The sequence below is a fragment of the Mycobacterium sp. 050134 genome (genome assembly GCF_036409085.1).
In the GTDB taxonomy this organism is placed as follows: domain Bacteria; phylum Actinomycetota; class Actinomycetes; order Mycobacteriales; family Mycobacteriaceae; genus Mycobacterium.
The window spans coordinates 191,994-216,022 of the sequence record NZ_JAZGLV010000008.1 but is presented as its reverse complement, the minus strand read 5'-3'; the positions used below and the strand labels follow the sequence as shown (position 1 = coordinate 216,022).

23 protein-coding genes are annotated in these 24,029 nt (G+C 70.8%); 15 read left to right on the top strand and 8 right to left on the bottom strand.

All coding sequences use genetic code 11. The features are described 5' to 3' along the window. Positions 1-292: 292 nt before the first annotated feature. The 12 genes from SKC42_RS11965 (at position 293) to egtE (ending at position 12,828) form a co-directional block, all read left to right on the top strand. Complete coding sequence (locus tag SKC42_RS11965; protein WP_330964504.1) at positions 293-1,558, top strand: aspartate kinase; 1,266 nt, start codon at positions 293-295, stop codon at positions 1,556-1,558. Beyond that, positions 1,559-2,605 (top strand): aspartate-semialdehyde dehydrogenase, encoded by a 1,047-nt coding sequence (locus SKC42_RS11960; protein WP_330964503.1) that lies wholly within the window; start codon positions 1,559-1,561, stop codon positions 2,603-2,605. It abuts the gene before it with no gap. A gap of 25 nt (positions 2,606-2,630) precedes the next feature. After that, positions 2,631-3,746: a DUF4185 domain-containing protein gene (locus SKC42_RS11955; protein WP_442932105.1), complete on the top strand. Its 1,116-nt coding sequence runs from the start codon at positions 2,631-2,633 to the stop codon at positions 3,744-3,746. Positions 3,747-3,981: 235 nt separating this feature from the next. Next, positions 3,982-4,371: a hypothetical protein gene (locus SKC42_RS11950; RefSeq protein WP_330964501.1), complete on the top strand. Its 390-nt coding sequence runs from the start codon at positions 3,982-3,984 to the stop codon at positions 4,369-4,371. A 159-nt stretch (positions 4,372-4,530) separates the two neighbouring features. Further along, on the top strand, positions 4,531-4,947 hold the full coding sequence (locus SKC42_RS11945; RefSeq protein ID WP_330964500.1) for a hypothetical protein: 417 nt from the start codon (positions 4,531-4,533) through the stop codon (positions 4,945-4,947). Positions 4,948-5,096: 149 nt separating this feature from the next. Continuing rightward, complete coding sequence (locus tag SKC42_RS11940) at positions 5,097-6,539, top strand: catalase (protein ID WP_330964499.1); 1,443 nt, start codon at positions 5,097-5,099, stop codon at positions 6,537-6,539. Between the two features lie 93 nt (positions 6,540-6,632). Continuing rightward, positions 6,633-7,280 carry a sensor domain-containing protein gene (locus SKC42_RS11935; RefSeq protein WP_330964559.1) on the top strand — a complete coding sequence of 216 codons (648 nt, stop codon included), beginning with the start codon at positions 6,633-6,635 and terminating at the stop codon, positions 7,278-7,280. 151 nt (positions 7,281-7,431) lie between these two features. Further along, a complete protein-coding gene (gene egtA, locus SKC42_RS11930; RefSeq protein WP_330964498.1) occupies positions 7,432-8,727 on the top strand; it encodes an ergothioneine biosynthesis glutamate--cysteine ligase EgtA in 1,296 nt (431 codons plus the stop codon). Next, positions 8,706-10,019: an ergothioneine biosynthesis protein EgtB gene (gene egtB / locus SKC42_RS11925; protein WP_330964497.1), complete on the top strand. Its 1,314-nt coding sequence runs from the start codon at positions 8,706-8,708 to the stop codon at positions 10,017-10,019. The genes egtA and egtB overlap by 22 nt, the downstream gene beginning before the upstream one ends. Then, a complete protein-coding gene (egtC, locus tag SKC42_RS11920) occupies positions 10,019-10,702 on the top strand; it encodes an ergothioneine biosynthesis protein EgtC (protein WP_330964496.1) in 684 nt (227 codons plus the stop codon). Before egtB ends, egtC begins: the two co-directional genes overlap by 1 nt. 15 nt (positions 10,703-10,717) lie before the next feature. Next, a complete protein-coding gene (gene egtD, locus SKC42_RS11915; protein ID WP_330964495.1) occupies positions 10,718-11,683 on the top strand; it encodes an L-histidine N(alpha)-methyltransferase in 966 nt (321 codons plus the stop codon). Then, on the top strand, positions 11,680-12,828 hold the full coding sequence (gene egtE, locus SKC42_RS11910; protein ID WP_330964494.1) for an ergothioneine biosynthesis PLP-dependent enzyme EgtE: 1,149 nt from the start codon (positions 11,680-11,682) through the stop codon (positions 12,826-12,828). Before egtD ends, egtE begins: the two co-directional genes overlap by 4 nt. Positions 12,829-12,835: 7 nt before the next feature. Here the strand turns inward: egtE and SKC42_RS11905 are convergent, their stop codons facing one another. Both SKC42_RS11905 and SKC42_RS11900 read right to left on the bottom strand, forming a co-directional pair. Next, on the bottom strand, positions 12,836-13,522 hold the full coding sequence (locus SKC42_RS11905; protein ID WP_330964493.1) for a class I SAM-dependent methyltransferase: 687 nt from the start codon (positions 13,520-13,522) through the stop codon (positions 12,836-12,838). Between the two features lie 30 nt (positions 13,523-13,552). After that, positions 13,553-15,037, bottom strand: coding sequence for a glutamate--cysteine ligase (locus SKC42_RS11900; RefSeq protein WP_330964492.1), 1,485 nt, complete (start codon positions 15,035-15,037; stop codon positions 13,553-13,555). Between the two features lie 62 nt (positions 15,038-15,099). Between SKC42_RS11900 and glpK the strand changes: the two genes are divergently transcribed. Continuing rightward, positions 15,100-16,647, top strand: coding sequence for a glycerol kinase GlpK (gene glpK / locus SKC42_RS11895; RefSeq protein ID WP_330964491.1), 1,548 nt, complete (start codon positions 15,100-15,102; stop codon positions 16,645-16,647). Between the two features lie 78 nt (positions 16,648-16,725). Here glpK and SKC42_RS11890 read toward each other — a convergent pair whose 3' ends face one another. Next, positions 16,726-17,463, bottom strand: a complete 738-nt coding sequence (locus SKC42_RS11890; protein ID WP_330964490.1) for a PadR family transcriptional regulator — start codon at positions 17,461-17,463, stop codon at positions 16,726-16,728. Between the two features lie 201 nt (positions 17,464-17,664). On the opposite strand from SKC42_RS11890, the gene SKC42_RS11885 reads away from it, so the two are divergent. Further along, entirely contained in the window at positions 17,665-18,057 is a 393-nt protein-coding gene (locus tag SKC42_RS11885) for a hypothetical protein (RefSeq protein ID WP_442932101.1), read from the top strand. A 6-nt stretch (positions 18,058-18,063) separates the two neighbouring features. Here SKC42_RS11885 and SKC42_RS11880 read toward each other — a convergent pair whose 3' ends face one another. Next, positions 18,064-18,897, bottom strand: coding sequence for an RDD family protein (locus SKC42_RS11880; RefSeq protein ID WP_330964489.1), 834 nt, complete (start codon positions 18,895-18,897; stop codon positions 18,064-18,066). Between the two features lie 25 nt (positions 18,898-18,922). Here SKC42_RS11880 and SKC42_RS11875 point away from each other — a divergent pair, with 25 nt between their 5' ends. Then, positions 18,923-19,924, top strand: coding sequence for a stage II sporulation protein M (locus SKC42_RS11875; protein WP_330964488.1), 1,002 nt, complete (start codon positions 18,923-18,925; stop codon positions 19,922-19,924). A gap of 4 nt (positions 19,925-19,928) precedes the next feature. Here SKC42_RS11875 and SKC42_RS11870 read toward each other — a convergent pair whose 3' ends face one another. The 4 genes from SKC42_RS11870 to SKC42_RS11855 are packed head-to-tail and all read right to left on the bottom strand — an operon-like array spanning position 19,929 to position 24,029. After that, positions 19,929-21,251 (bottom strand): DUF58 domain-containing protein, encoded by a 1,323-nt coding sequence (locus SKC42_RS11870; protein WP_330964487.1) that lies wholly within the window; start codon positions 21,249-21,251, stop codon positions 19,929-19,931. Next, entirely contained in the window at positions 21,251-22,237 is a 987-nt protein-coding gene (locus SKC42_RS11865) for an AAA family ATPase (RefSeq protein WP_330964486.1), read from the bottom strand. Before SKC42_RS11865 ends, SKC42_RS11870 begins: the two co-directional genes overlap by 1 nt. Further along, positions 22,234-23,394: a DUF4350 domain-containing protein gene (locus SKC42_RS11860; RefSeq protein WP_442932104.1), complete on the bottom strand. Its 1,161-nt coding sequence runs from the start codon at positions 23,392-23,394 to the stop codon at positions 22,234-22,236. Before SKC42_RS11860 ends, SKC42_RS11865 begins: the two co-directional genes overlap by 4 nt. Continuing rightward, positions 23,376-24,029, bottom strand: a complete 654-nt coding sequence (locus SKC42_RS11855) for a DUF4129 domain-containing protein (protein WP_330964484.1) — start codon at positions 24,027-24,029, stop codon at positions 23,376-23,378. Before SKC42_RS11855 ends, SKC42_RS11860 begins: the two co-directional genes overlap by 19 nt.

Below are 24,029 nucleotides of genomic sequence, written 5' to 3'. Positions count from 1 at the left end.
GGTGTCAGAAGGGACCTCAGACCGGCGCATCGCGAACACCCGCGACGGGAGGCCGGTCTGGATCAGACCCCGTCGCGGCGTCCGAGGAGGAGCACCCGCTGCACGGTTGGCACTCTACCGCGATCCGTCCCGGGACCAAAACGGTGCGAGCGTCCGCCGGGCGCGGGGGTCCTGGGCGCCGCCGGGCGCGAACCCGTACGCAAGCGCCACGCTCTGCGCCGGTGGCCAGGAAATCATGCCGCGCCCCCACGTATTCTGTTGTGGACTTAAGGACCCGCGGGGAAGGGAAACAGTGGCGCTCGTCGTGCAGAAGTACGGCGGATCTTCGGTGGCCGACGCCGACCGGATCCGCCGCGTCGCCGAGCGCATCGTCGCGACGAAGAAGCAGGGCAACGACGTCGTCGTGGTGGTCTCGGCGATGGGCGACACCACCGACGATCTGATGGACCTGGCCCAGCAGGTCTGCCCGGCCCCGCCGCCCCGCGAACTCGACATGCTGCTTACGGCGGGCGAGCGCATCTCCAACGCGTTGGTGGCCATGGCGATCGAGTCGCTCGGCGCGCAGGCGCGGTCGTTCACCGGGTCCCAAGCCGGCGTGATCACCACCGGAACGCACGGCAACGCGAAGATTATTGACGTCACTCCCGGGCGGCTGCAGGCCGCCCTCGACGAGGGCCGCATCGTGCTGGTCGCCGGCTTTCAGGGCGTCAGCCAGAACACCCGCGACGTCACCACGCTCGGCCGCGGCGGCTCGGACACCACCGCGGTGGCCCTGGCCGCGGCGCTGCACGCCGACGTCTGCGAGATCTACACCGACGTCGACGGCATTTTCAGCGCGGACCCCAGGATCGTCCACAACGCCCGCAAGCTCGACACGGTGACGTTCGAGGAAATGCTCGAGATGGCCGCCTGCGGCGCCAAGGTCCTCATGCTGCGCTGCGTGGAATACGCCCGCCGCTACAACATTCCGGTGCACGTGCGCTCGTCATACTCGGAACTGCCGGGCACCGTCGTCGTCGGATCGATCAAGGACAAGCCAATGGAAGACCCCATCCTGACCGGAGTCGCGCACGATCGCAGCGAGGCCAAGGTGACCATCGTCGGGATCCCCGACATCCCCGGCTATGCGGCCCGGGTGTTCCGCGCGGTAGCCGACGCGGACGTGAACATCGACATGGTGCTGCAGAACGTCTCGAAGGTCGAGGACGGCAAGACCGACATCACCTTCACCTGCTCACGGGACAGCGGGCCCACCGCGGTGGCCAAGCTGGACGCGCTCAAGGACGAGATCGGGTTCATGCAGCTGCTCTACGACGACCACATCGGCAAGGTGTCGCTGATCGGCGCCGGCATGCGAAGCCATCCCGGCGTGACCGCCACCTTCTGCGAGGCGCTCGCGAAGGTCGGCGTGAACATCGAGCTGATCTCCACCTCGGAGATCCGGATCTCCGTGCTGTGCCGCGACACGGAATTGGACAAGGCCGTCGTCGCGTTGCACGAGGCATTCGCCCTCGGCGGCGAGGAAACGGCGACCGTGTACGCGGGGACGGGCAGGTAGATGGTTTCGATAGGCGTCGTGGGCGCCACCGGTCAGGTGGGCCAGGTGATGCGCACCCTGCTCGACGAGCGCGACTTCCCGGCGAGCACCGTACGGTTCTTCGCGTCGGCGCGCTCGCAGGGCCGCAAGCTCGAGTACCGCGGCCAGGAGATCGAGGTCGAGGACGCCGGCACGGCGGACCCCAGCGGCCTGGACATCGCGCTGTTTTCCGCCGGCTCGAAGATGTCGCGGGTGCAGGCGCCGCGGTTCGCCGCGGCCGGGGTGACGGTCATCGACAACTCGTCGGCCTGGCGCAAGGACCCGGACGTGCCGCTGGTGGTGTCCGAGGTGAACTTCGAGAGGGATGTCGCCGGCGCCGCCCGGTCCCTCAAGAAAGGCATCATCGCCAACCCGAACTGCACCACCATGGCGGCGATGCCGGTGCTCAAGGTGCTGCACGACGAGGCGGAGCTGGTGCGCCTGGTGGTTTCGAGCTACCAGGCGGTGTCCGGCAGCGGCCTGGCCGGCGTCGAGGAGCTGGCCACCCAGGCCCGCGCCGTCGTCGGCGACGCCGAGCAGTTGGTGTATGACGGGTCCGCTCTGCAGTTCCCGCCGCCGAAGACCTACGTCGCGCCGATCGCGTTCAACGTGGTGCCGCTGGCCGGATCGCTGGTCGACGACGGCTCGGGCGAGACCGACGAGGACCAGAAACTGCGCTTCGAGAGCCGCAAGATCCTGGGCATCCCCGAGCTGCTGGTCAGCGGGACGTGTGTGCGCGTTCCGGTGTTCACCGGCCACTCGCTGTCGATCAACGCCGAGTTCGCCCGGCCGCTGTCGCCGGAGCGCGCCCGCCAACTGCTCGACGGAGCACCGGGTGTCCGGGTCGTCGATGTGCCGACGCCGCTGGCCGCCGCCGGCGTCGACGAGTCGTTGGTGGGCCGCATCCGGCACGACCCGGGGGTGGCCGACGGACGCGGCCTTGCGCTGTTCGTCTCGGGCGACAACCTGCGCAAAGGCGCGGCGCTGAACACCATCCAGATCGCCGAACTGCTGGCCGCCGAGTTGTGACCGGCGGGTGAGATCCGCCCCCCGCATCCTGATCGTCCTCGTAACTGTGCTCGTGCCGCAATCCTCGATTGCGGTCGCGCGCGCCGATCCGCCGGCTCCGTCGCCGGAGCCCGTGCTGCAGCCCCTGGCGCCGGGCGAGGTGATTCGCCTCGGCCCGACGGCCGGAACGGGCACGCCGACAAAGGATTTCAACGTCGGCGCCACGGATCTTTGTGAATTCATGGAGTTCCCCAGCGAAGTGCTGCAGGTGTGTGGTGACAGCTTTCCCGGGCAGGGGGTCGGCTTCGGCCGCGACTTCGCGCCGATCGCGCTGCGCGTCGACACGTCCTCCGTCGACGACCCGGCCGGGGTGCGCTACTCCGGAGTCCTCGGCGTGCGCGACCCACTGCTGGCCGACTCCGCGCCGCCGGGGGACTCCCAGCTGCCGGCCGGCGTCGTGCAGATCAACCGGCGCAACTACCTGATGGTGACGACGACCAGCGACCTGCAGCCGCAGTATTCGCGGCTCGTGATGGCCGAACCGGCCCGCGCAGGGTGGCGAACCGTGCCCGGTTCGCGGCGCGACAAGTCGTTCCAGGGCGGCTCGCAGACCCAGATCAGCGGGTACTACGACCCCGTTCCCACCCCGGATTCGCCCAGCGGGTGGGTCTACATCGTGGCCAACAGCTTCACCCGCAGCCATCCCGTGCTGCTCTACCGCGTCACACCGCAGAACTTCACCGACCGGTCGCGGTGGCAGGGTTGGGCGCCCGGACCCGACGGCGGGTGGAATAGGCCACCCGCCCCGCTGTGGCCGGACATGGTCGGTGAGATGTGTTTCCGGGAGATCGACGGCAAGGCCGTGCTGTCGTACTTCAACGCCAGCACTGGCAACATGGAGGTGCGGGTGGCCAACGATCCCACGGCGCTGGGCGACGCGCCGGTGACCACGGTGGTGCAGCACGACGAATGGCCGGACCCCGCGGAGAGCCTCCCGCCACCGGACGACAATCGGCTCGCGCAGCCGTACGGCGGCTACATCTCGCCCGGGTCGACACTCGACGAGCTGCGGATCTTCGTCAGCCAATGGGACACTCGCGCCCGCGTGGCGGCGCCGTATCGGGTCATCCAGTTCGCGGTCCGCCCGTTCGAACCGGACTAGCGTCCACACTGGTGCATGGAATTCGTCAGCGCCGACCCGGTCCTGGCCGTCCACGATCTGGCCGCGGCCGCCGAAGGTTTCGCGCCGTGCTCGGCTGCACCGTCACCCGAAGGGCACCGCTTCATGGTGTCCGAACCGACCTCTTCGCAGAGCATCGCACCAGGTAGGCGGGGTCTTCAGCTCACAGCTGCTACATAAGTGGCGCATAGCCGCCACTGTAGGTATCAGCTTCATCATGAGTCTCATGAGTGAAACATCCGAAACCCCCACCGTGCGGTCTTCCACCGCAACTGCGCCGGCGCCCGCGCCAGCGGAGATAGCGCCTTACCGGACCCCTCGCGTCTTCCTCGCCGCGGCGTGGGTCGCCATCGTCGCCGGAATCGTGTTCATCGTCTCGGTCATCTTCTTCACCGGGATGGCGCTCGGGCACCAAGGTCACGGCTACCACGGCCACAAGCACCACGCGATGATGATGCACCCGCACCGCTTCGGGCCGGGTCCGGGCGGTCCGGGTGGCCCCGGCGGCCCGGCGTTCGCTCCGGGCAACGGACCGGGCCCGGCATCGGTGACACCCGGCGCGCCCGGGCCCGGCCAGGTCCCCTCGTCGGTCGCCCCGCCCCGGTAACCGCGGCGCCCCGGCGCCCACCAACTCAACAAGTCGTAGCCCGGCGCTCACGCGAGCGCCGGGCTACCCGGCGTTCTGCCGCACCTTCAGGGGCAATTCACAGCAAGTTGTCCCGCCAACCTGTTTAATGCCATCGCCGCGAGGGGCAGTATTCAGGACATGACCGAAACACCCGAACCCACGACGCGACCGGCCTCCGTCGCCGCGGCCCCGCCCCCGCCACCAGAGCGGCTGAAGCCGCCGAGGCTGTTCGCGGCCGCCGCGTGGGTGGTGATCGTCGCCGGCATCGTGTTCATCGTGTCGACCGTCTTCTTCGCCGGTGCGATCATCCTCGGCCACAATCACCACTGCCACTCGTGGCATCACCACGGCATGATGTTCAAACCCGAGGGCCCCGGACCGGGGAACGGCCCGTACGGCTGGCCGGGCGGGCCCGGCATGTACCCGCCGCCCCCGTACCCCGGCGGGCCGCCGCCGGCGTTCGGTCCGGGCGGGCCGGCCGGTCCGGGCGGGCCGAGCCAGACGCCGACCGCACCGTCGCCCAGCGCGCCGGGGCCACGCCCGCAGACACCCTAGGTTGGCTACGTTTTCTTGAAACGTTCCAGAGCGGGGGCATAGGGTGGAACGTGGCCGGTGAGCGGCGAACCCCGCGGCCTTGTGCCGAATGTTGTTGACGCCGTTAAGGATTCAATCGCCGTCCAATCGGCCAGTGAGGAGATAGCGAAATGACGGAGCGGTTCACCACCAATGACGCCGGCATCGCTGCGCCCAGCGACGACCAGTCGCTGACGGTCGGCCCCGACGGCCCCATCCTGCTGCAGGATCACTATTTGATCGAGCAGATGGCGCAATTCAACCGGGAGCGCATCCCGGAGCGCCAGCCGCACGCCAAGGGCGGCGGCGCCTTCGGCGAGTTCGAGGTCACCAACGACGTCAGCCGGTACACCCGCGCCGCGGTGTTCCAGCCCGGCATCAAGACGCAGATGCTGGCCCGGTTCTCCACCGTCGCCGGCGAGCGGGGCAGCCCAGACACGTGGCGGGACCCGCGCGGCTTCGCGCTGAAGTTCTACACGACCGAGGGCAACTTCGACCTGGTCGGCAACAACACCCCAATCTTCTTCATGCGCGACCCGCTGAAGTTCCAACACTTCATCAGGTCCCAAAAGCGCACGCAGGCAAGGAATCTGCGCGACCACAACATGCAGTGGGACTTCTGGACCCTGTCGCCGGAGTCGGCACACCAGGTGACCTGGCTGATGGGGGACCGCGGCATCCCGAAGAACTGGCGCCACATGAACGGCTACAGCAGCCACACCTACAGCTGGATCAACGCCGCCGGCGAGATCTTCTGGGTGAAGTACCACTTCATCAGCGACCAGGGCGTCGATTTCCTCACCCAGGAGGACGCCGACCGGCTGGCCGGTGAGGACGGCGACTACCACCAGCGCGACCTGTACGAGGCGATCGAGCGCGGCGACCACCCGAGCTGGACGCTCAAGATGCAGATCATGCCGTACGAGGAGGCCCGGACCTACCGGTTCAACCCGTTCGACCTGACGAAAGTGTGGCCGCACGGCGACTACCCCCTGATCGATGTGGGCCGGATGACGCTGAACCGCAACGTCACCGACTACCACACCGAGATGGAACAGGCCGCTTTCGAGCCGAACAACACCGTGCCCGGCACCGGGCTGAGCCCGGACAAGATGCTGCAGGCCCGCGGCTTCTCGTACTCGGACGCGCATCGCGCCCGGCTGGGCACCAACTACCGCCAGATCCCGGTCAACGAACCGAAGGTCGAGGTGAACAGCTACTCCAAGGATGGCGCGATGCGGGTGCGCAACGTCTCCGATCCCGTCTACGCGCCCAACTCCTACGGGGGCCCGCATGCCGACCCGGCGCGCGCCGCCGAGATCCGGTGGCACGCCGACGGCGACATGGTGCGCGCCGCCTATACGCTGCACGCCGAGGATGACGACCGGGGCCAGGCCGGCACCATGGTGCGCGACGTCCTCGATGACGCGGCGCGGGATCGGTTGGCGCACAACATCATCGGCCACGTCTCCAAGGGTGTCAAGGAGCCGGTGCTGTCGCGGGTGTTCGAGTACTGGCGCAACGTCGATCCCGATCTGGGCAAGAAGGTCGAAGAGGGCGTGCGGGGTCAATAACGGGCCTCCGACGTCGAGTTGTCGCTCGTCTCGGGCGGTGTGCGGCCCCACAACTCGACGTTCGGCGCGCCTGGCATGATCGGCCCCATGTCCATGCGGATCTCTGCCGCGGTGGTAGGCGTCGGTCTGGCGATGGGAGGCGCGGTCGCCGTTCCCGAGGCGGCCGCACACCCGTCGGAGCCAGGGGTGGTCAATTACGCGGTCCTCGGCAAGGGATCGATCGGCAACATTGTCGGTGGCCCGATGGGATGGGAGTCGGTGTTCACGCAGCCCGTGCAGGGCGACTGGGTCGACCTCCCCGCGTGCAACAACTGGTCCGACATCGGTTTGCCGGAGGTTTTCGCGGACCCCGACCTGGCGTCGTTCAACGGCGCCGTCACGCAGACGTCGGCAAGCGACCAGACCCATTTCGTCAAGCAGGCCGTGGGGGTGTTCGCCGGCAACGACGCCGCCGGGCGGGCGTTCCATCGGGTCACCGACCGGACCGCGGGCTGTGCTGGGCAAACGACGGCGCTGCACTTGGACAACGGCACGACGCAGGTGTGGTCTTTCGACGGCGGCCCGCCGGGCGCCGCGGACGAGAGCTGGACCAAACAGGAAGCCGGCACCGACCGGCGGTGCTTCAATCAAACCAGGCTGCGCGAAAACGTTTTGCTGCAGGCGAAAGTTTGCCAGGCTGGCAACGGCGGGCCCGCGGTCAACGTGTTGGCGGGGGCCATGCAGAACGCGCTGGGTCAGTAGGCGATCGGGGTGGTGCTTGGGAAGACGCGGGAACGGGAATATGTCGGTGCCGTCTGCTAGATGAAGTAGGGGTCGATGACCATCCGCCCGCCGCGCAACAAACGGTCCGAACGGCATGCTCGCGCAAGCCGGGGCCCGAAGGGATCGTGATATGACGTTCGCCGCTATGACCAGCGCGGACTCAGAGCTGCACGCCCGCGCGCGGGGCGCCGAGCTGGTCGACTCCGCGGCCGCGGCCGCATACATCGCCGACGGCTGCCTGGCCGACGGCCCGCTCGAGAGCGTCGGCCTAGAGGTGGAGGCGCACTGCCACGACCCGGCCGATCCGCTGCGCCGCCCGAGCTGGAACGAGATCACCGGCGTCATCGGTTCGCTGCCCGCCCTCCCGGGCGGCAGCCGGGTCACCTTGGAGCCCGGCGGCGCCGTCGAACTGTCCGGCCCGCCCGTCGGTGGGGTCCTGCCCGCCATCCACGGCATGGCCCGCGACCAGGCCGTGCTGCGCTCGGCGTTCGCCGACGCCGGCCTCGGCCTGGTGTACCTCGGCGCGGATCCGCTGCGGCCCCCCCAACGCGTCAACCCGGGCGCGCGGTACGCCGCGATGGAGGAGTTCTTCCGCACCAGCCGGTCGGGGGAGGCGGGTGCCTCGATGATGACGTCCACCGCGTCCGTCCAGGTCAATGTCGATGCCGGACCGCGGGAGGGGTGGGCAGCGCGGGTGCGGTTGGCGCACGCCCTCGGGCCCACGATGATCGCGATGACGGCGAACTCGCCGATGCTGGGCGGCGAATTCACCGGCTGGGTGTCCACCCGGCAGCGGGTGTGGGGCCGGATGGACTCGGCGCGCTGCGGGCCGATCCTGGGCGCCAGCGGCGACGATCCGGGCACCGACTGGGCGCGCTACGCCCTCAAGGCCCCGGTGATGATGGTGAACAATCCGGAACCGGCGGCGGTCACCCACTGGGTGCCGTTCGCGGACTGGGCTGACGGGCGCGTGCCGCTCGGCGGCCGCCGCCCGACCGTCGCCGACCTGGAATATCACCTGACTACCCTGTTCCCGCCGGTGCGCCCGCGGCGTTGGCTGGAGATCCGGTACCTCGACAGCGCCCCGGACGCGTTCTGGCCGGCGATGGTGTTCACGCTGGTCACCCTCCTCGACGACCCGGTCGCCGCCGACATCGCGGCCGAGGCTGTCGCGCCGGTGGCCACCGCCTGGGACGTCGCGGCGCGGGCCGGCCTGCGGGACCGGCGGTTGCACGCGGCGGCCGCCCGCTGTGTGGCCGTCGCGGCCGAGAGAGCGCCCGCCGAGCTCGCCGACGCCATGCAGCGCCTGGCCCGCAACGTCGACCAGGGCCGATGCCCGGGCGATGACTTCTCCGACGAGGTGATCGAACACGGCATCGCGGCCACGGTCTCGGCGGCCGCGCGATGCCCGCAAGGCGGGCCGTGAACCGGGAGATACTCGCCGACGATCTCGCGCGGGCGCGCACGCGCACACTGCGCCTGGTCGACTTCGAGGACGCCGAGCTGTACCGGCAGTACGACCCGCTGATGAGCCCGCTGGTGTGGGACCTCGCCCACATCGGCCAGCAGGAAGAGCTGTGGTTGCTACGCGGCGGTGATCCGGCGCGGCCCGGCCTGCTCCCGGCATCGGTCGAAGGGCTCTATGACGCCTTCGTGCACTCGCGGGCGAGCCGGGTCGACCTGCCGCTGCTGTCCCCGAAGCAGGCGCGGTCGTATTGCGGGACGGTGCGTTCCGCCGTACTGGACGCCCTCGATGCGCTGCCGGACGACGCCGACGGCGCCGCGGACTTCCCCTTCGGCATGGTGGTGAGCCACGAGAACCAGCACGGCGAGACCATGCTGCAGGCGCTGAACCTACGCAGCGGCGCGCCGCTGCTATGCGACACGTCCGCCCTGCCGCCCGGCAGGCCTGGCCTGGCCGGCGCCTCGGTGCTGGTGCCCGCCGGGCCGTTCGTCCTCGGGGTGGACGCCTCGACCGAGCCGTACTCGCTGGACAACGAGCGACCCGCCCACGTGGTTGACCTGCCGGCGTTCCGGATCGGCCGGGTGCCGGTCACCAACGGCGAATGGCGGCACTTCATCGACGACGGCGGCTACCGCGACCCGCGCTGGTGGTCGGAACGGGGTTGGCAGCACCGGCAGCGGGCGGGCCTGACGGCCCCCCAGTTCTGGACTGCCGACGGTGCGACGCGCGTCCGGTTCGGCCACGTCGAGCGGGTTCCGGCCGACGAGCCGGTGCAGCACGTCACCTACTTCGAGGCCGAGGCGTACGCCGCGTGGGCCGGCGCCCGGCTGCCCACCGAGATGGAATGGGAGAAGGCCTGCGCGTGGGACCCGGCGACCAACGCGCGGCGCCGCTTCCCGTGGGGATCGGAGCCGCCCTCGGAAGCCGTCGTCAACCTGGGCGGTGCGGCGCTGCGCCCGGCGCCCGTCGGCGCTTACCCGGGCGGCGCCTCGGCGTACGGGGTGGAGCAGATGCTGGGCGACGTCTGGGAGTGGACCTCCTCGCCGCTGCGGCCGTGGCCGGGCTTCGTCCCGATGATCTACGAGCGGTACTCGCGGCCGTTCTTCGACGGGGACTACAAGATCCTGCGGGGCGGGTCGTGGGCGGTGGAGCCGGGGATCGTGCGGCCCAGCTTCCGCAATTGGGACCACCCCTACCGGCGCCAGATCTTCTCCGGTGTCCGCCTGGCCTGGGACGCCGGGGACGATGCCTGATGTGCCGACACCTCGGCTGGCTCGGGACCGACGTGGCGGTGTCCTCACTGGTGCTGGACCCGCCGTACGCGCTGCGGGTGCAGTCGTACGCCCCGCGCCGGCAGAAGCACGGCCTGCTGAACGCCGACGGTTGGGGCGTCGGCTTTTTCGACGGCCCGGTGCCCCGTCGGTGGCGCAGCCCGGCGCCGCTGTGGGGCGACGTGTCGTTCGGCTCCGTCGCGCCCGCGTTGCGCAGCCACTGCGTGGTGGCCGCGGTGCGCTCGGCCACCGTCGGCATGCCGATCGAGGCCAGCGCGACGGCGCCGTTCACCGACGGCGAATGGCTCCTGTCGCACAACGGGGTCGTGGACCGCGCCGTGCTGCCCACCACGTCGGATGCCGAATCCTCGTGCGACAGCGCGGTGCTCGCCGCGACCGTCTTCGCGCGTGGGCTGGGCGCGCTGGGGGACACCGTCGTCGAGATCGCCGCTGCCGACCCCAATGCCCGGTTGAACGTATTGGCCGCCAACGGCTCTCGCTTGCTGGCGACGGCCTGGGGTGACACCCTGTCCATCCTGCGCCGCGACGACGGCACGGTGCTGGCCAGCGAGCCGTATGACGACGACGCCGGCTGGGAGGACGTGCCGGACCGCCATCTCGTGGAAGTGACCGCCGACGGCGTCACGATGACCCGACTGCACTGACCCGAAAGGATTGTGATGACGCTGTCGTTGTCCAACCACCTGGAAGCCGACTCGGCGTACCGCGCGCTGCGCCGCGACGTTTCGGACGGCCTGCTTCGGTCGCCGAAGTCGTTGCCGCCCAAGTGGTTCTACGATTCCGTGGGCAGCGACCTGTTCGACCAGATCACCCGGCTGCCCGAGTACTACCCCACCCGCGCGGAGGCGGAGATCCTGCGCGCCCGCGCTGCCGAGGTCGCGGCGGCCAGCGACGCCGACACCCTGGTGGAACTGGGCAGCGGGACATCGGAGAAGACGCGGATGTTGCTCGACGCCTTGCGCGACCGCGGGCGCCTGCGCAGGTTCGTCCCGTTCGACGTGGATGCCACCGTCCTGTCGACCGCGGCGGCGGCGATCCAGCGCGAGTACGCGGGGGTCGAAATCGACGCCGTGTGCGGCGACTTCGAGGAGCACCTGGCCGAGATTCCCCGCGGCGGGCGGCGGCTGTTCGTGTTCCTGGGCTCGACCATCGGCAACCTCACACCCGGCCCCCGCGCGGGATTCCTGTCGGCGCTGGCCGCGCAGATGCGGCCCGGCGACAGCCTGCTGCTGGGCACCGACCTGGTCAAGGACGTCGATCGGCTGGTGCGCGCCTACGACGACGCCGCCGGGGTGACGGCGGCCTTCAACCGCAACGTGCTCGCGGTGATCAACCGGGAACTCGACGCCGACTTCGACGTCGACGCCTACCGGCATGTCGCGCGCTGGAACGCGCCGGAGGAACGTATCGAGATGTGGCTGCGCACCGACCGTCCGCAGCGCGTGCGCGTCGGCGCCGTGGGCCTCACCGTCGACTTCGCGGCGGGAGAGGAAATGCTGACGGAGGTGTCGTGCAAGTTCCGACCGGACGGGGTGAGCGCGGAACTGGCGGGAGCGGGATTGCGCCGCACGCGGTGGTGGACCGACGCCGCCGGTGACTTCGGGCTGTCGCTGGCCGTGAAGTGACCCCGACCGACGCGCTGGCCGACCGGTGGCGGGCGGCCCGGCCGCCCGCGGCGGGGCTGCACCTGGACAGCGCCGCCTGTTCGCGGCAGAGCCTGGCGGTGATCGAGGCGGCCGCCCGGCACGCCCGGCACGAATCCGAGGTCGGCGGGTATGTCGCCGCCGAGGCGGCCGTCCCGGTGCTGAACGCCGGTCGGCTCGCGTTCGCGGCGCTGAGCGGCATGCCCGACGCCGAGGTGGTGTTCACCACCGGCTCCCTGAACGCGCTCGATCTGCTGCTGGGCGCCTGGCCGGCGGATCGCCGCACGGTGGCGTGCCTGCCCGGCGAGTACGGCCCCAACCTGGCGATGTTGGCGGCCCACGGCTTCTCCCGGCAGCTGCTGCCGACCCTCGAGGACGGCCGCCTCGCGCTCGACGACGCGGCGCTGGCACTCGACCAGGAGCCGCCGGACCTCGTCCACCTGACCGCGGTGGCCAGCCACAGCGGTGTGGTGCAGCCGCTCCCGATGATCGCGGAATTGTGCCGCGACCTGGGCCTGCCGCTGATCGTGGACGCCGCCCAGGCACTGGGGCAGGCCGACTGCGAGGTCGGCGCGGACGTCACCTATGCGTCATCGCGGAAGTGGATCGCCGGGCCGCGCGGCGTCGGGGCCCTTGCGGCCCGCCCGGGACTCCTCGAGCGCCTGCGGCCGAGGCTTGCGGCCCCGCAGTGGGCGCCCCAGGTGAGCGTCGCCGAGCAACTGGAATTCGGCGAGGCCAACGTCGCGGCGCGCGTCGGTTTTTCGCTGGCGCTCGGCGAGCATCTCGCATGCGGGCCGCAGGCGGTGCGCGCGCGGCTGGCCGAACTGGGCAGCCGCAGCCGGACGACGCTGGCCGACGTGGCCGGGTGGGCCGTGGTCGAGGAGGTCGACGAGCCCAGCGCGATCACCACCCTTGCGCCCGTCGACGGCGCCGATCCGCGGGCCGTCCGGGACTGGCTGCTCGCCGACCGGGGGATCCTGACCACGTTCGTCGCGGTCCAGCGGGCTCCCCTGCGGCTCACCGGGCCGCTCCTGCGGATCTCGCCGCACGTCGACACCACCGCCGACGACCTGGAGGCCTTCGCCGAGGCGCTGATCGCGGCGACCGCCGCGACCGGTCGATGTTGACGGGCGGTCAGTCTGCCTTGTGCGCCGTCAGCAGGTAGGCGGGCAGCTTCATCCGGCCCTTCTCGTCGCGGTCATGCGGCGGCATCTCCCAGGGCGCCTCGGGGCCCGCGGGGATGTTCGCGTGGATGTAGGCCGGCCGGATCTCGTCGATCTCCCAGTATCTGCTCACCGCGTCGCGCAGCTCGGCCTCGTCGACCTCGTTGGGCTTCGTCTCGATCTCCGGGAAGGCTCCTTTGGCGAACACCAGCACGATGTAGCTCGCGCCCGGCGCCGCCGCGCGGTGCACGGCGCGGAGGTAGCTGTCGCGGGCCTCGACGGGCAGCGAATGGAAGAGCGTGGAGTCGACGACCGTGTTGAACCGGCCGGCCGACCCCTCCGGATAGGCGGAGAAGTCGGTGATGTCGGCCTGCACGAAGCCGGCCGTGGCCAGGCCGCGGTCGGCGGCCGCCTTGCTGGCCGCCGCGACGGCGGTCGGCGTGACGTCGATGCCCACCACGGTGTAGCCCTCGGCCGCGAGGGCGAGGGAGAGTTCGGCGAAGCCGCAGCCCGCGTCGAGCACGTCGCTGCGGAACGCGCCGGCCGAGATCAGCTCCGCCAACTCCGGTTGTGGCTCGCCGATGTTCCACGGCGGCAGGCCCTGAAATTCGCCCTCGCCGCTGTACGCGCTGTCCCAATCCATTACTTCGGATGACATGGTGTCGCCGTCCCCTCACGTCGCGGTGCTTTAGTGATCCCAGGTGTGCACGGGCTCGTTGGCGTGCATGTGCTCGCAATAGCGCCGAAGCATCTCGGCCAACGCGGCGGGCCGAGTCATCCCGCCGTCTTCCAGCGTACGCACGGTCGCGACCTGCCAGCCCGCTCCGTTGCGGCCCGTTTCGGCGCGGCCCTCGATCACGCCGAGGAACCGGTCACGCACCTCGGCGTCGACACCCCAGCGGCGTAGACCCTCGTGGGCGATCGGCAGCAACGTGTCGAGCACCAGTTGCCGCGCAGGCACTTCACCCCGGCCCGGCCAGCGCAGCCTCGCGGACATGCCGTGCCGGGCGGTCTCGAAGAAATTCGCCCGAGCCGTGGCGAAATCCGTTGTTTCCCAGAGGGGCTGGTCCGACTCCGACAGGCTGCGCAACAGGCCGTAGTAGAACGCCGAATTCGCGAGCATGTCGACGACGGTCGGTCCGGCGGGGAGCACCCGGTTCTCCAGCCGAAGATGCGGGCGGCCCACCCCGTCGACGTCGACCACGTCGTAGACCGGCCGGTTCCACCGGTACACCGTGCCGTTGTGCAGGCGCAGTTCGGACAGGTGCGGGGTGCGCCCGGCAGCCAGCTCGGCGCTCGGGTCCTCATCGGACACCTCGGGCAGCAGCGACGGGAAGTAGCGGATGTTCTCCTTGTACAGGTCGAGCACGGAGTCGATCCATCGTTCGCCGAACCATACGCGCGGCCGTACGCCCTGCGTCTTGAGCTCCTCGGGCCGGGTGTCGGTGGACTGGGCGAACAGCTCGATGCGGGTTTCCGACCACAGCTGGTGGCCGAAGAAGTACGGCGAATTCGCGCCGAGCGCCAGCTGGGCGCCCGCCACCATCTGGGCCGCGTTCCAGTTGGCGGCAAAGTCCTCCGGCGCCAGCTGCAGGTGCAATTGCATGCTGGTGCAAGCGGATTCGGGCGCGATAGACACCGCCTGCCAGCTCAGCGGCTCGGGGCCGGAGATGTTGATCGGAATGTCCTCGCCGCGGGCGTTGAAGATCGAGTCGTTGAGGGCCGCGTAGCGCCTGGATTCGCTCATCCAGCCCGTGTCCAGGTGCTCGGGCATCAGCGTGGGCAGGATGCCGATCATCACGATGTGGGCGCCGCGCGCGCCCGCCTTGTTCTCGGCGTCGTTGAGGCTGGCCCGCACGTCGGACTCCAGGTCCAGCCCGGTGTGTCCGGGCAGCTGCCGCGGCGGCACATTGAATTCGATGTTGTAGGCGCCCAATTCGGACTGGTAGGCAGGATTGTCGATGGCCTCCAGCACGTACCGGTTCGACATGGCCGGCTGATAGTCGGCGTCTACCAGGTTGCACTCGATCTCCATGCCGGTGAGCGGCCGGTCGGAATCGAAGCGTGACTGCGCCAGCATCGTCTCGAAGACGTCCAGGCACTGCTGCACCTTGCGCCGATATTCCCGCCGATGTGAGCGGTTGTAGGTGGTGCGCTTGACCTCTTCGCCCACACCGCCGATGCAACAGGTTTACCGGCTGTAACGCAAGCGGGCGGCGTAGACCATCATGGACGGTGACGTGCACCGCTCGGGGAGGACAGCAGTTGGCTGAATTCGTAGCCGCCATCGACCAGGGCACCACCAGCACCCGCTGCATGATCTTCGATCACAGCGGTTCCGAAGTGGCCCGCCACCAGCTGGAGCACGAACAGATCCTGCCCCGCGCCGGCTGGGTCGAGCACGACCCGGTGGAGATCTGGGAGCGCACCTCCTCGGTGCTCATGTCGGTGCTGAACCGGTCCGGACTGTCCGCCAAAGACCTTGCCGCCCTGGGGATCACGAATCAGCGGGAAACGACCCTGGTGTGGAATCGGCACACCGGGCGGCCCTATTACAACGCGATCGTCTGGCAGGACACCCGCACCGACCGGATCGCGTCGGCGTTACAGCGCGACGGCCGCGGCGACGTGATTCGCCGCAAGGCGGGCCTGCCGCCGGCGACGTACTTCTCCGGTGGGAAGCTGCAGTGGATCCTGGAGAACGTCGACGGGGTGCGGGCGGCTGCCGAGAACGGCGACGCCCTATTCGGCACCGCCGACACGTGGGTGCTGTGGAACCTGACCGGGGGCCCGCGCGGCGGTGTGCATGTCACCGATGTCACCAACGCCGGCCGGACCATGTTGATGAACCTCGAGACCCTGGACTGGGACGACGAGCTGCTGTCGTTCTTCGGGGTCCCGCGTGCGATGCTCCCGGCGATCGCGCCGTCGGCGCCGCTCGAACCGTACGGCGCCACCCGGGAGACCGGTCCGGTCGGCGGGGAGGTGCCGATCGCCGGGATGCTCGGTGATCAGCACGCGGCCATGGTGGGTCAGGTGTGCCTGTCCGAGGGCGAGGCGAAGAACACCTACGGCACGGGCAATTTCCTGCTGCTCAACACCGGCGAGAAGATCGTGCGGTCAGGCAACGGCCTGCTGACCACGGTCTGCTATCAGTTCGGGGACGCCAAACCGGTGTACGCGCTCGAGGGTTCGATCGCCGTGACCGGCGCGGCGGTGCAGTGGCTGCGCGACCAGCTGGGCGTCATCAGCGGCGCCGCCCAGAGCGAGGCGCTCGCGCGCCAGGTCCCCGACAACGGCGGCGTCTATTTCGTCCCGGCATTCTCCGGGTTGTTCGCCCCGTATTGGCGGTCCGACGCCCGCGGCGCGATCGTGGGGCTGTCCCGCTTCAACACCAACGCGCACCTGGCCCGCGCCACGCTGGAGGCGATCTGCTACCAGAGCCGCGACGTGGTGGACGCGATGGCGGCAGACTCGGGCGTCCGCCTCGAGGAACTCAGGGTCGACGGCGGGGTCACCGGCAACGACCTGTGCATGCAGATCCAGGCCGACGTGCTGGGCGTGGACGTGGTGCGCCCGGTCGTGGCCGAAACCACCGCGCTGGGCGCCGCCTACGCCGCCGGCCTGGCCGTCGGGTTCTGGGCCGATCCGTCCGAGCTGCGGGCCAACTGGCAGGAGGACAAGCGGTGGACGCCGGCGTGGACCGACGACCAGCGGGCTGAGGGCTATGCGGGGTGGCGCAAGGCCGTGGACCGCACCCTGGACTGGGTGGACACGTCCTAGTTCCGCCGCGAGCGTGCGTGTTAGTCCGGCGACACGCCGGTGCGGCCGTACATCGGCGCACGCTCGCGGTGGTGAAACTCAGTCCTCGCCGAGGATGCCGTAGACCTCGCGGCGCGCGTTGTTGAGGATCTCGACGATGCGCTGCTGCTGGTCGGCGGTCGCGGTGTGCGCGGACTGCGCTACCGCCCCGAACAGCTGACCGATGGCCGCCCGCAGGTTCACCTGGCCCGGGTCGGCGCCTTCGGCGATCTCGTCCCACGGCGGGGTCTCGATCTTCTCGGCCTCCGCGCGGCCGTTGTCGGTCAGTTCGAAGAGCTTCTTGCTGCCGGCGCTTTCGCTCGCGGTGATCAGGCCCTCGTCGTCCAGCAGTTGAAGAGTGGGGTAGACCGAGCCGGGGCTGGGCCGCCAGATGCCGTTGCTGCGCTCGGCGATCTGCTGGATCATCTCGTAGCCGTGCATCGGCCGCTCGGCCAGCAGCGCCAGGATCGCGGCGCGCACGTCACCGCGGCGCCCGCGGCCGGGGCCACCGCGGCGGCCCCCACCGCGCCGGCCGCCCGGGCCGAAACCGAAGCCGGGCCCGAATCCCGGGCCAAAGCCCGGCCCGAAACCCGGGCCGAAACCCGGGCCGAACCCGCCGTCGTGACCGGCGTGGTCGCGAAGGTGCTCGAAGAATTCCTGGCGGGCGTGCCGCCTGGCGCCGTGCAGGGCGCGGCGTGCGGCGCGACCGGATGGAAGGCCCGCCGCGGGTCCGAAGCCGAAACCGACGCCTGGCCCAGCGCCGAATGTGCCGCCGGAAGGTGTGAATGGGTGGTTCATGTCGTGTCCTTACGTTCTTGGTGGCGCCGTGTCGGCGCCTTCGGAATATCACGATATATCGCTAAGTATCGCGATGCAACGTTGTGTGGCGGGCCGCCACCGGGAAGTCGCCTGAGCTGCGGCGATACGGATCCGAGATTCGCCGAAGGTCCCAGCCGCGGACCGGTTTGCGCTCGCCGGACGCCGGGTAGGAACTGTGGGGTGAACGCAAACGACTCCCACCTCGCCGTCGGTAGCGGAACCCCCGATGCGGCGGAACCGGTTCCGGGCGCCGCGAACCGGGGCCGCAACGTGTGGCCGTGGGTCAACTGGGGGCTGGCGCTGACGACGGTGCCCGCCGCCGCCATCGTGATGCTGTTCGCGCTCGGCGCCGTGATGAGCACCGACGGGTGCAGCGCCCGCAACTGCCCCAACCTCGGTCGCGGGGGGATCGATTTCGGCGTCGCGTTCTACGGTGCGCCCGTGGTGGCGTTCGTCGTCCTGCTCGTCTCGTTCCTCACCGCGAAGCGCCGCGGCGGCATCGTCGTGCCGCTGTGTGGGTGGGCGCTGTTGATCGCCGACGTCGTCTGGATGGCGGCGACCGTGTCCGGCTGAAGCGCTCTAGCCGGGCGGCGAGAATCCGCCGGCCTGCTCCGGCGGCCGGGCCACCGGCGGCGCGGCCGGCCACGGGACCATCGGCGGGGGCGGTGGTGCCGCGGGCCGCAGCCGCGCGAGCTCGCGGCGGTGGCGCTCGGCGAGGATGGCGGCGAGCACGAGTTCGGGCGGCGCGCCCGGCGGCGGCGGTGGCGCGATCCGCGACACGACGTCGCCGGCGATGCGATACCCCATCTGTTGTCGCAGCTGGGGGTCGAGTTGCGATGCGCGGGAAAGGAATTGACGCGCGACCTCCGCCCTCTCCGGGTCAAGACCGGAGAGTTGCAGCGACGACGCCCACCACGCCAGCGACGGCGGCATCATCGGTGGCGGCGCCAACCGTGGCCCGCGTTCGCTGATCACCACGGTGCCGGCGAAGATGTCGCCGATGCGTTTGGCCTTGGGCGACAACAGGCTGCAGACGACGGCCGGGCTCCCGAACAGCATCCAGATCTCGACGACGGCCGCCAACGCGCGAAAGAGCGCCTGCCGGAAGCGTTCCGGGCCGCCGTCGTCGGAAACCACCCGCAGGCCCATCGCCATCTTGCCCACGGAACGGCCGCGCGTGGCGGTTTCCAGCACCAACGGATATCCGAGGATCACCAGGACCGTGAAGATCAGCAGGACGGCGGTGCTCAGCGCGGTGTCGAACTGGGTCAGCGTGGCCGCCCACAGCATCAGCCCGAGCAGGTAGCAGACCAGGACGACCGTGATGTCGATCAGCGCGCTGACGGCCCGCACCGGCAACTGTGCGATCTGCACATCGAGCACCACGGCATCGCCGGTGACCACCTCGGACATAACCCCGAACGGTACCCTGCGCAGGGTGGACGTCGACGCATTCGTGCTGACCCATCGCGGCACCTGGGACCGGCTCAACGAGCTGGTCGGCAGGCGCCGGTCGCTGACCGGGGCGGAGGTCGACGAACTGGTCGAGCTCTACCAGCGGGTGTCCACCCACCTGTCGATCCTGCGCTCGGCGAGCACGAACATGCCGGACTCTTTGCTCATCGGCCGGCTGTCCAGCCTGGTGGCGCGCGCCCGCTCGGTGGTGACCGGGGCCCACGCGCCGCTGAGCGGCACGTTCACCCGGTTCTGGACGGTGTCGTTCCCGGTGGTGGCGTATCGGACGTGGCGGTGGTGGGCGGGCACGGCGGCCGCGTTCTTCGCCGTCGTGGTGATCATCGCGTTCTGGGTGGCCAACAACCCCGAGGTGCAGTCGGCGGTCGGGACCCCAAGCGACATCGAACAATTGGTGAATCACGACGTCGCGTCGTACTACAGCGAACACCCGGCGGCGGCGTTCGCGCTCCAGGTCTGGGTGAACAACTCGTGGGTGTCCGCGCAGTGCATCGCGCTGGCGGTGGTGCTGGGGCTGCCGATTCCGGTCGTCCTCTTCCAGAACGCCGCCAACCTGGGGCTCATCGCCGGGTTGATGTTCCAGGCCGGCAAGGGCGGCCTGCTGCTGGGCCTGCTGGCGCCCCACGGCCTGCTGGAGCTGACGGCCGTATTCCTCGCCGGCGCAACCGGAATGCGGCTGGGCTGGTCGGTGATAGCGCCGGGCGACCGGCCGCGCGGTCAGGTGCTCGCCGAACAGGGCCGGGCGGTCGTGTCGGTTGCCGTCGGCCTGGTCGGCGTGCTGTTGGTTTCCGGCCTGATCGAGGCGCTGGTGACGCCGTCGCCCATGCCGACGTTCCTGCGCGTCGGCATCGGGATCGTCGCGGAGGCGGCGTTCCTGTCCTACATCGGGTATTTCGGCCGGCGCGCGCTGAAGGCGGGCGAGACGGGCGACATCGAGGACGCGCCCGACGTGGTGCCCACGGGCTGAGCCCTCAGAGCCGCCCGGTCGCTTTCATCGCCAGGTAGCGGTCGGCGAGGGCGGGCGCCAGTTCGGTGGGCGCGGCGTCGACGACCTCCACGCCGCCGCGGCGCAGTCGTGTCGCGATCGCGCCCCGGTCGTTGCGAGACTTCTCGGCGGCCGCGGCGTCGTAGACCGCGGCCGCGTCGGATCGGCCCGCCGCCATCTGGTCGACCCGGGGGTCGGCGACCGCGGCGACGAGCAGGTGGTGTTTGGCCGACAGCTGCGCCAGCACCGGCAGCAGGCCCTCGTCGAGCGCCGTCGCGTTGAGGTCGGTCAGCAGCACCACCAGCGACCGGCGCCGGGTGCGCCGCAGGATGGTGGCAACGGTTGCGCGCCAATCGGATTCGATGAGGGCGGGCTGCAGCGGGGCCATCGCGTCCACCAGCTGGGCGAGCAGTTCGGTGCGCGATGCGCCGAACACGGCGGCCCGGCTCACCCGGTCATGGGCGAGGAAGTCGACGTGGTCACCGGCCCGCGACGCGAGCGCGGCCAGCAGCAGGGCCGCGTCCATCGCCCAGTCCAGCCGGGGCCACCCGGAGGGGTCGGCCGCGATGGGGTCGACCCCGACGCGGCCCGCCGCGGTGCGGCCGGTGTCGAGGACGATCACCACGCGCCGGTCGCGTTCCGGTCGCCAGGTGCGGACAACCACGTCGGCGCGCCGCGCGGTGGCGCGCCAGTCGATGGAGCGCACGTCGTCACCCACGACATATTCGCGCAGTGAGTCGAATTCCGTTCCCTGCCCGCGGATCAGCGTCGGAAGCAGGCCGTCGATCTCCCGCAGCTTAGCCAGCCTCGACGGCAGGTGCTTGCGCGACAGGAACGGCGGCAGCACCCGCACCTGGCCGGGAACCGGCCGCGAAACCTGCCGCCCGGCAAGCCCGAGCGGGCCGATCGAGCGGGCGGTCACCGCGGCGGCGCGCTGGTCGCCGCGGCGGACGGGCCGCAACCGGGTCTGGACGCGCTGGCCCTGCCCCGCGGACAGCGTCACTGGATGGCTCCGCGGCTCGGCGCGCGCGCTCGGCGACCACGCGTCGCGGACCAACCCGCGGAACCGGCGGCGGCCGTCGTTGTGGACCTGCAGCGCGACGTCCACCGGCTGGGCGAGCCGGGCGGAGCGGTCCGGCGAGCGGACGTAGCGCAGGTCGCGGGGGCTGGCCGCCAGCGCCGCGTCGACGGCGACGACGGCCACCAGCGCGACGAGCAGCGCTGCGAACGTGCTCGCCGGCGACGGCGACAGCGCGACGGGCAGGACGCAGACCAGCGCCACGAGGCCGGTTCGTCCCGTGAGGATCACTAGCGGGGGACCGGAACCGACGCCAGGATCCCGTCGAGCACGCCGTCGGGCGTCGCGCCCTCGAGCTCGGCCTCGGGGCGCAGCATGATCCGGTGCCGCAGCGTGGGGCGGGCCATCGCCTTCACGTCGTCGGGCGTGACGTAGTTCCGGCCGGACAGCCACGACCACGAGCGGGCCGTGGCCAGCAACGCGGTCGCCCCGCGCGGCGAGACGCCCAGCTGCAGGGCGGGGGAGCTGCGGGTGGCGCCCACGATGTCGACGATGTAGCCGAGCACCTCGTCGGCGACCAGCACGCGCTGCACGGCCTCCCGGCCGGCCGCCAGCTCCGCCGGCCCGGCGACCGGCTGGATGGCGGATAGGTCGCGGGGGTCGAAGCCGTGCGCGTGCCGCCCGAGGATGGCGATCTCGGCGTCCCGCGGCGGCAGCGTGACGTTCAGCTTGAGCAGGAAACGGTCGAGCTGCGCCTCGGGCAGCTGGTAGGTGCCCTCGTACTCGATCGGGTTCTGGGTCGCGGCGACGATGAAGGGATCGGGCAGCGGGCGGGGTTCGCCGTCGACGCTGACCTGACGCTCCTCCATCGCCTCCAGCAGCGCGGCCTGCGTCTTCGGCGGGGTGCGGTTGATCTCGTCGGCGAGCAGCAGGTTGGTGAACACCGGACCCGGCCGGAACACGAACGCGGCGGTGCGGGCGTCGTACACGAGCGAACCCGTGACGTCGCCGGGCATCAGGTCGGGCGTGAACTGCACCCGCTTGAACTCCAGGCTCAGCGCGGCGGCCAGGGCGCGGACCAGCAGCGTCTTGGCCACGCCCGGAACACCTTCGAGCAGGACGTGGCCGCGACACAGCAGGGCGATCACCAGGCCGCTGACGACGCCCTCCTGCCCGACCACGGCCTTGGCGAGTTCGGTGCGCAGCGCCAGCAGCGCGTCGCGCGCCGAGTCAGCGGCGGGCGCCTGGGTGGCGGAAGGGGGGGCGGGTTGTGTCACGTCTGGGTGACCTGCCTTTCGATGTCGTCGAGCGCACGGGCAAGTTGTAGCAGGTCGTGGTCGGTGCCCGGGGGCGGCCCGAAGAGGTGATACGAGACGAACCCGGCGTCGGCGCCGGTGCGCCGGGCCACGGTCGCCACGACGGCCGGCGGGGGAGCGTCCGGGCCCAACCCGAGCCGGGGGAGCAGTCGCTGCAGCGTTGCGGTGCGCAAGGCCGCCGCCGCCCGATCGCGCGCCCGGCGGGACCGGTACAGGCGGCCGCGGCCCTCGACGGTCTCCGAGGCGCGCACCACGACCGGCAGTTCCTCGGCCACCAGCGGGCCCAGCCGGCGGCCCTTCCACAGCGCCGCCAGCAGGACGACCAGCCAGAGCTGAACGACGACCCACGCCACGTTCGGCGGGACCAGGTCGAGCACCGACGCCGACGGCGACGATTCGCCCTCGACGCGGTGGGGCGCGTACCAGATCAGGCGGGGCCGGTCACCGGACAGGTTCATCGCGAGCGCGGCGTTGCCCGCCTGGAGGAGGTTCCCATTGGTCATGAAGTCGCTGTTGCCGACCGCGGTGACGGTGTGGCCGTGGTCGCGGAAGCGGATCAACACCCCGTCGTAGCAACTGGTCAGGGGCTGGGAATCCTTCGCCCGGTAGGCCTCGCTTGGGCCGAACCGGACCGGGCCGGCCCGAGTCGCTTCACGCAGCGCGCAATCGGGCTTGCTGTCGAAGCCGGTGGCGGCGCCCGACATTCGGAAACCGGGCAGCAGGGCCTCGCGGGCGCGGGTGGTCGGTTCCACCAAGAAAAGGTCACCGGGGACCTTCGCCAGGCGGTCGAGGGTGGCGTCGGCCAGGTACTGGCTCTGCGCCACCAGGATCAGCGTGTCGGGTCGCGCCTCGCGCTCCACGTCGGCGATCCCGTCGGCGACGACAACGTCCACGCCGCCGTCGCGCAGCAACGTGACCAGGGCGTGGGCGCCGCCGGGGCCGGTCGAGGCCGGGTCCATCCGCGCGCCGGGGCGTGGGGCGGTCAGGTAGGCGTCGACGCCGGCGATCACGGCGAGCACCAGCACCGCGAGGATCGCCCAGCGCCAGGACCGCCAGCGCCGCGCGCGCCCAGTCTCCGCGGGCGCCCCGGTGGCCGTCGTCACCGGACCTGCGCCCAGGATTCGGGGGACGCGGGCGACCCGGGCGCCGGTGGTGCGCCCTGCGGTCTGGACCGCAGGTGGTCGTCGAGTTCGGCGATCATCCGGTACGCGTCCGCGGTGCCGGGCTGTTCGCCATAGGTGACGTCGTTGAATGCCGTTGCCGCGCGGGATAACTCGTCGTTCAGGTGCGGCAGCGCGGCGCCGGCGTCGCGGGCCAGCTCGTTGGCGGTGCGGCCGGGGGCCGGCTCCAGTACGCCGGTCTCCTCCAGCTGTCGGGCGACCGCGCGCAACCGGTGACGGATCGCGGCGGCCCAATTGCCTTCCGCGGCATAGCTTTCGGCGGTCACGCGGTGTTGCGCGGCGGTGAGCTGGGCCGCTCCGAACAACTGGTAGTCACCGCCGCGGTCGGTGCGCATGGTGCGCCGCGCGATATGGACGGCGGCCACCGCGGCGATCGCCAGCAGGACGAACAGCACCGTGGTGGTGATCCAGCCGCCCGGCACCGATGCGACCTTCTGCAGGAGCCGGTAGATCATTTCGTTGAGCCACTCGGTGAACTGCTGGCCGACGGATTCCTTGCCGTAGATCGGCTTGCCGAGTTCGATCTGAGCGGCGTGGTGCGCGGCGTCTCGATCGATGTCGATGGAAGGCAC

Coding starts and splice junctions, on each gene's coding strand:
- egtB (WP_330964497.1), top strand. CDS start 8,706: ATGCCCGCAAGGCGGGCCGTGAACCGGGAGATACTCGCCGACGATCTC.
- SKC42_RS11940 (WP_330964499.1), top strand. CDS start 5,097: ATGACGGAGCGGTTCACCACCAATGACGCCGGCATCGCTGCGCCCAGC.
- egtA (WP_330964498.1), top strand. CDS start 7,432: ATGACGTTCGCCGCTATGACCAGCGCGGACTCAGAGCTGCACGCCCGC.
- SKC42_RS11935 (WP_330964559.1), top strand. CDS start 6,633: ATGCGGATCTCTGCCGCGGTGGTAGGCGTCGGTCTGGCGATGGGAGGC.
- SKC42_RS11905 (WP_330964493.1), bottom strand. CDS start 13,522: ATGTCATCCGAAGTAATGGATTGGGACAGCGCGTACAGCGGCGAGGGC.
- SKC42_RS11960 (WP_330964503.1), top strand. CDS start 1,559: ATGGTTTCGATAGGCGTCGTGGGCGCCACCGGTCAGGTGGGCCAGGTG.
- SKC42_RS11890 (WP_330964490.1), bottom strand. CDS start 17,463: ATGAACCACCCATTCACACCTTCCGGCGGCACATTCGGCGCTGGGCCA.
- egtC (WP_330964496.1), top strand. CDS start 10,019: ATGTGCCGACACCTCGGCTGGCTCGGGACCGACGTGGCGGTGTCCTCA.
- SKC42_RS11880 (WP_330964489.1), bottom strand. CDS start 18,897: ATGTCCGAGGTGGTCACCGGCGATGCCGTGGTGCTCGATGTGCAGATC.
- SKC42_RS11950 (WP_330964501.1), top strand. CDS start 3,982: ATGAGTCTCATGAGTGAAACATCCGAAACCCCCACCGTGCGGTCTTCC.
- egtD (WP_330964495.1), top strand. CDS start 10,718: ATGACGCTGTCGTTGTCCAACCACCTGGAAGCCGACTCGGCGTACCGC.
- SKC42_RS11945 (WP_330964500.1), top strand. CDS start 4,531: ATGACCGAAACACCCGAACCCACGACGCGACCGGCCTCCGTCGCCGCG.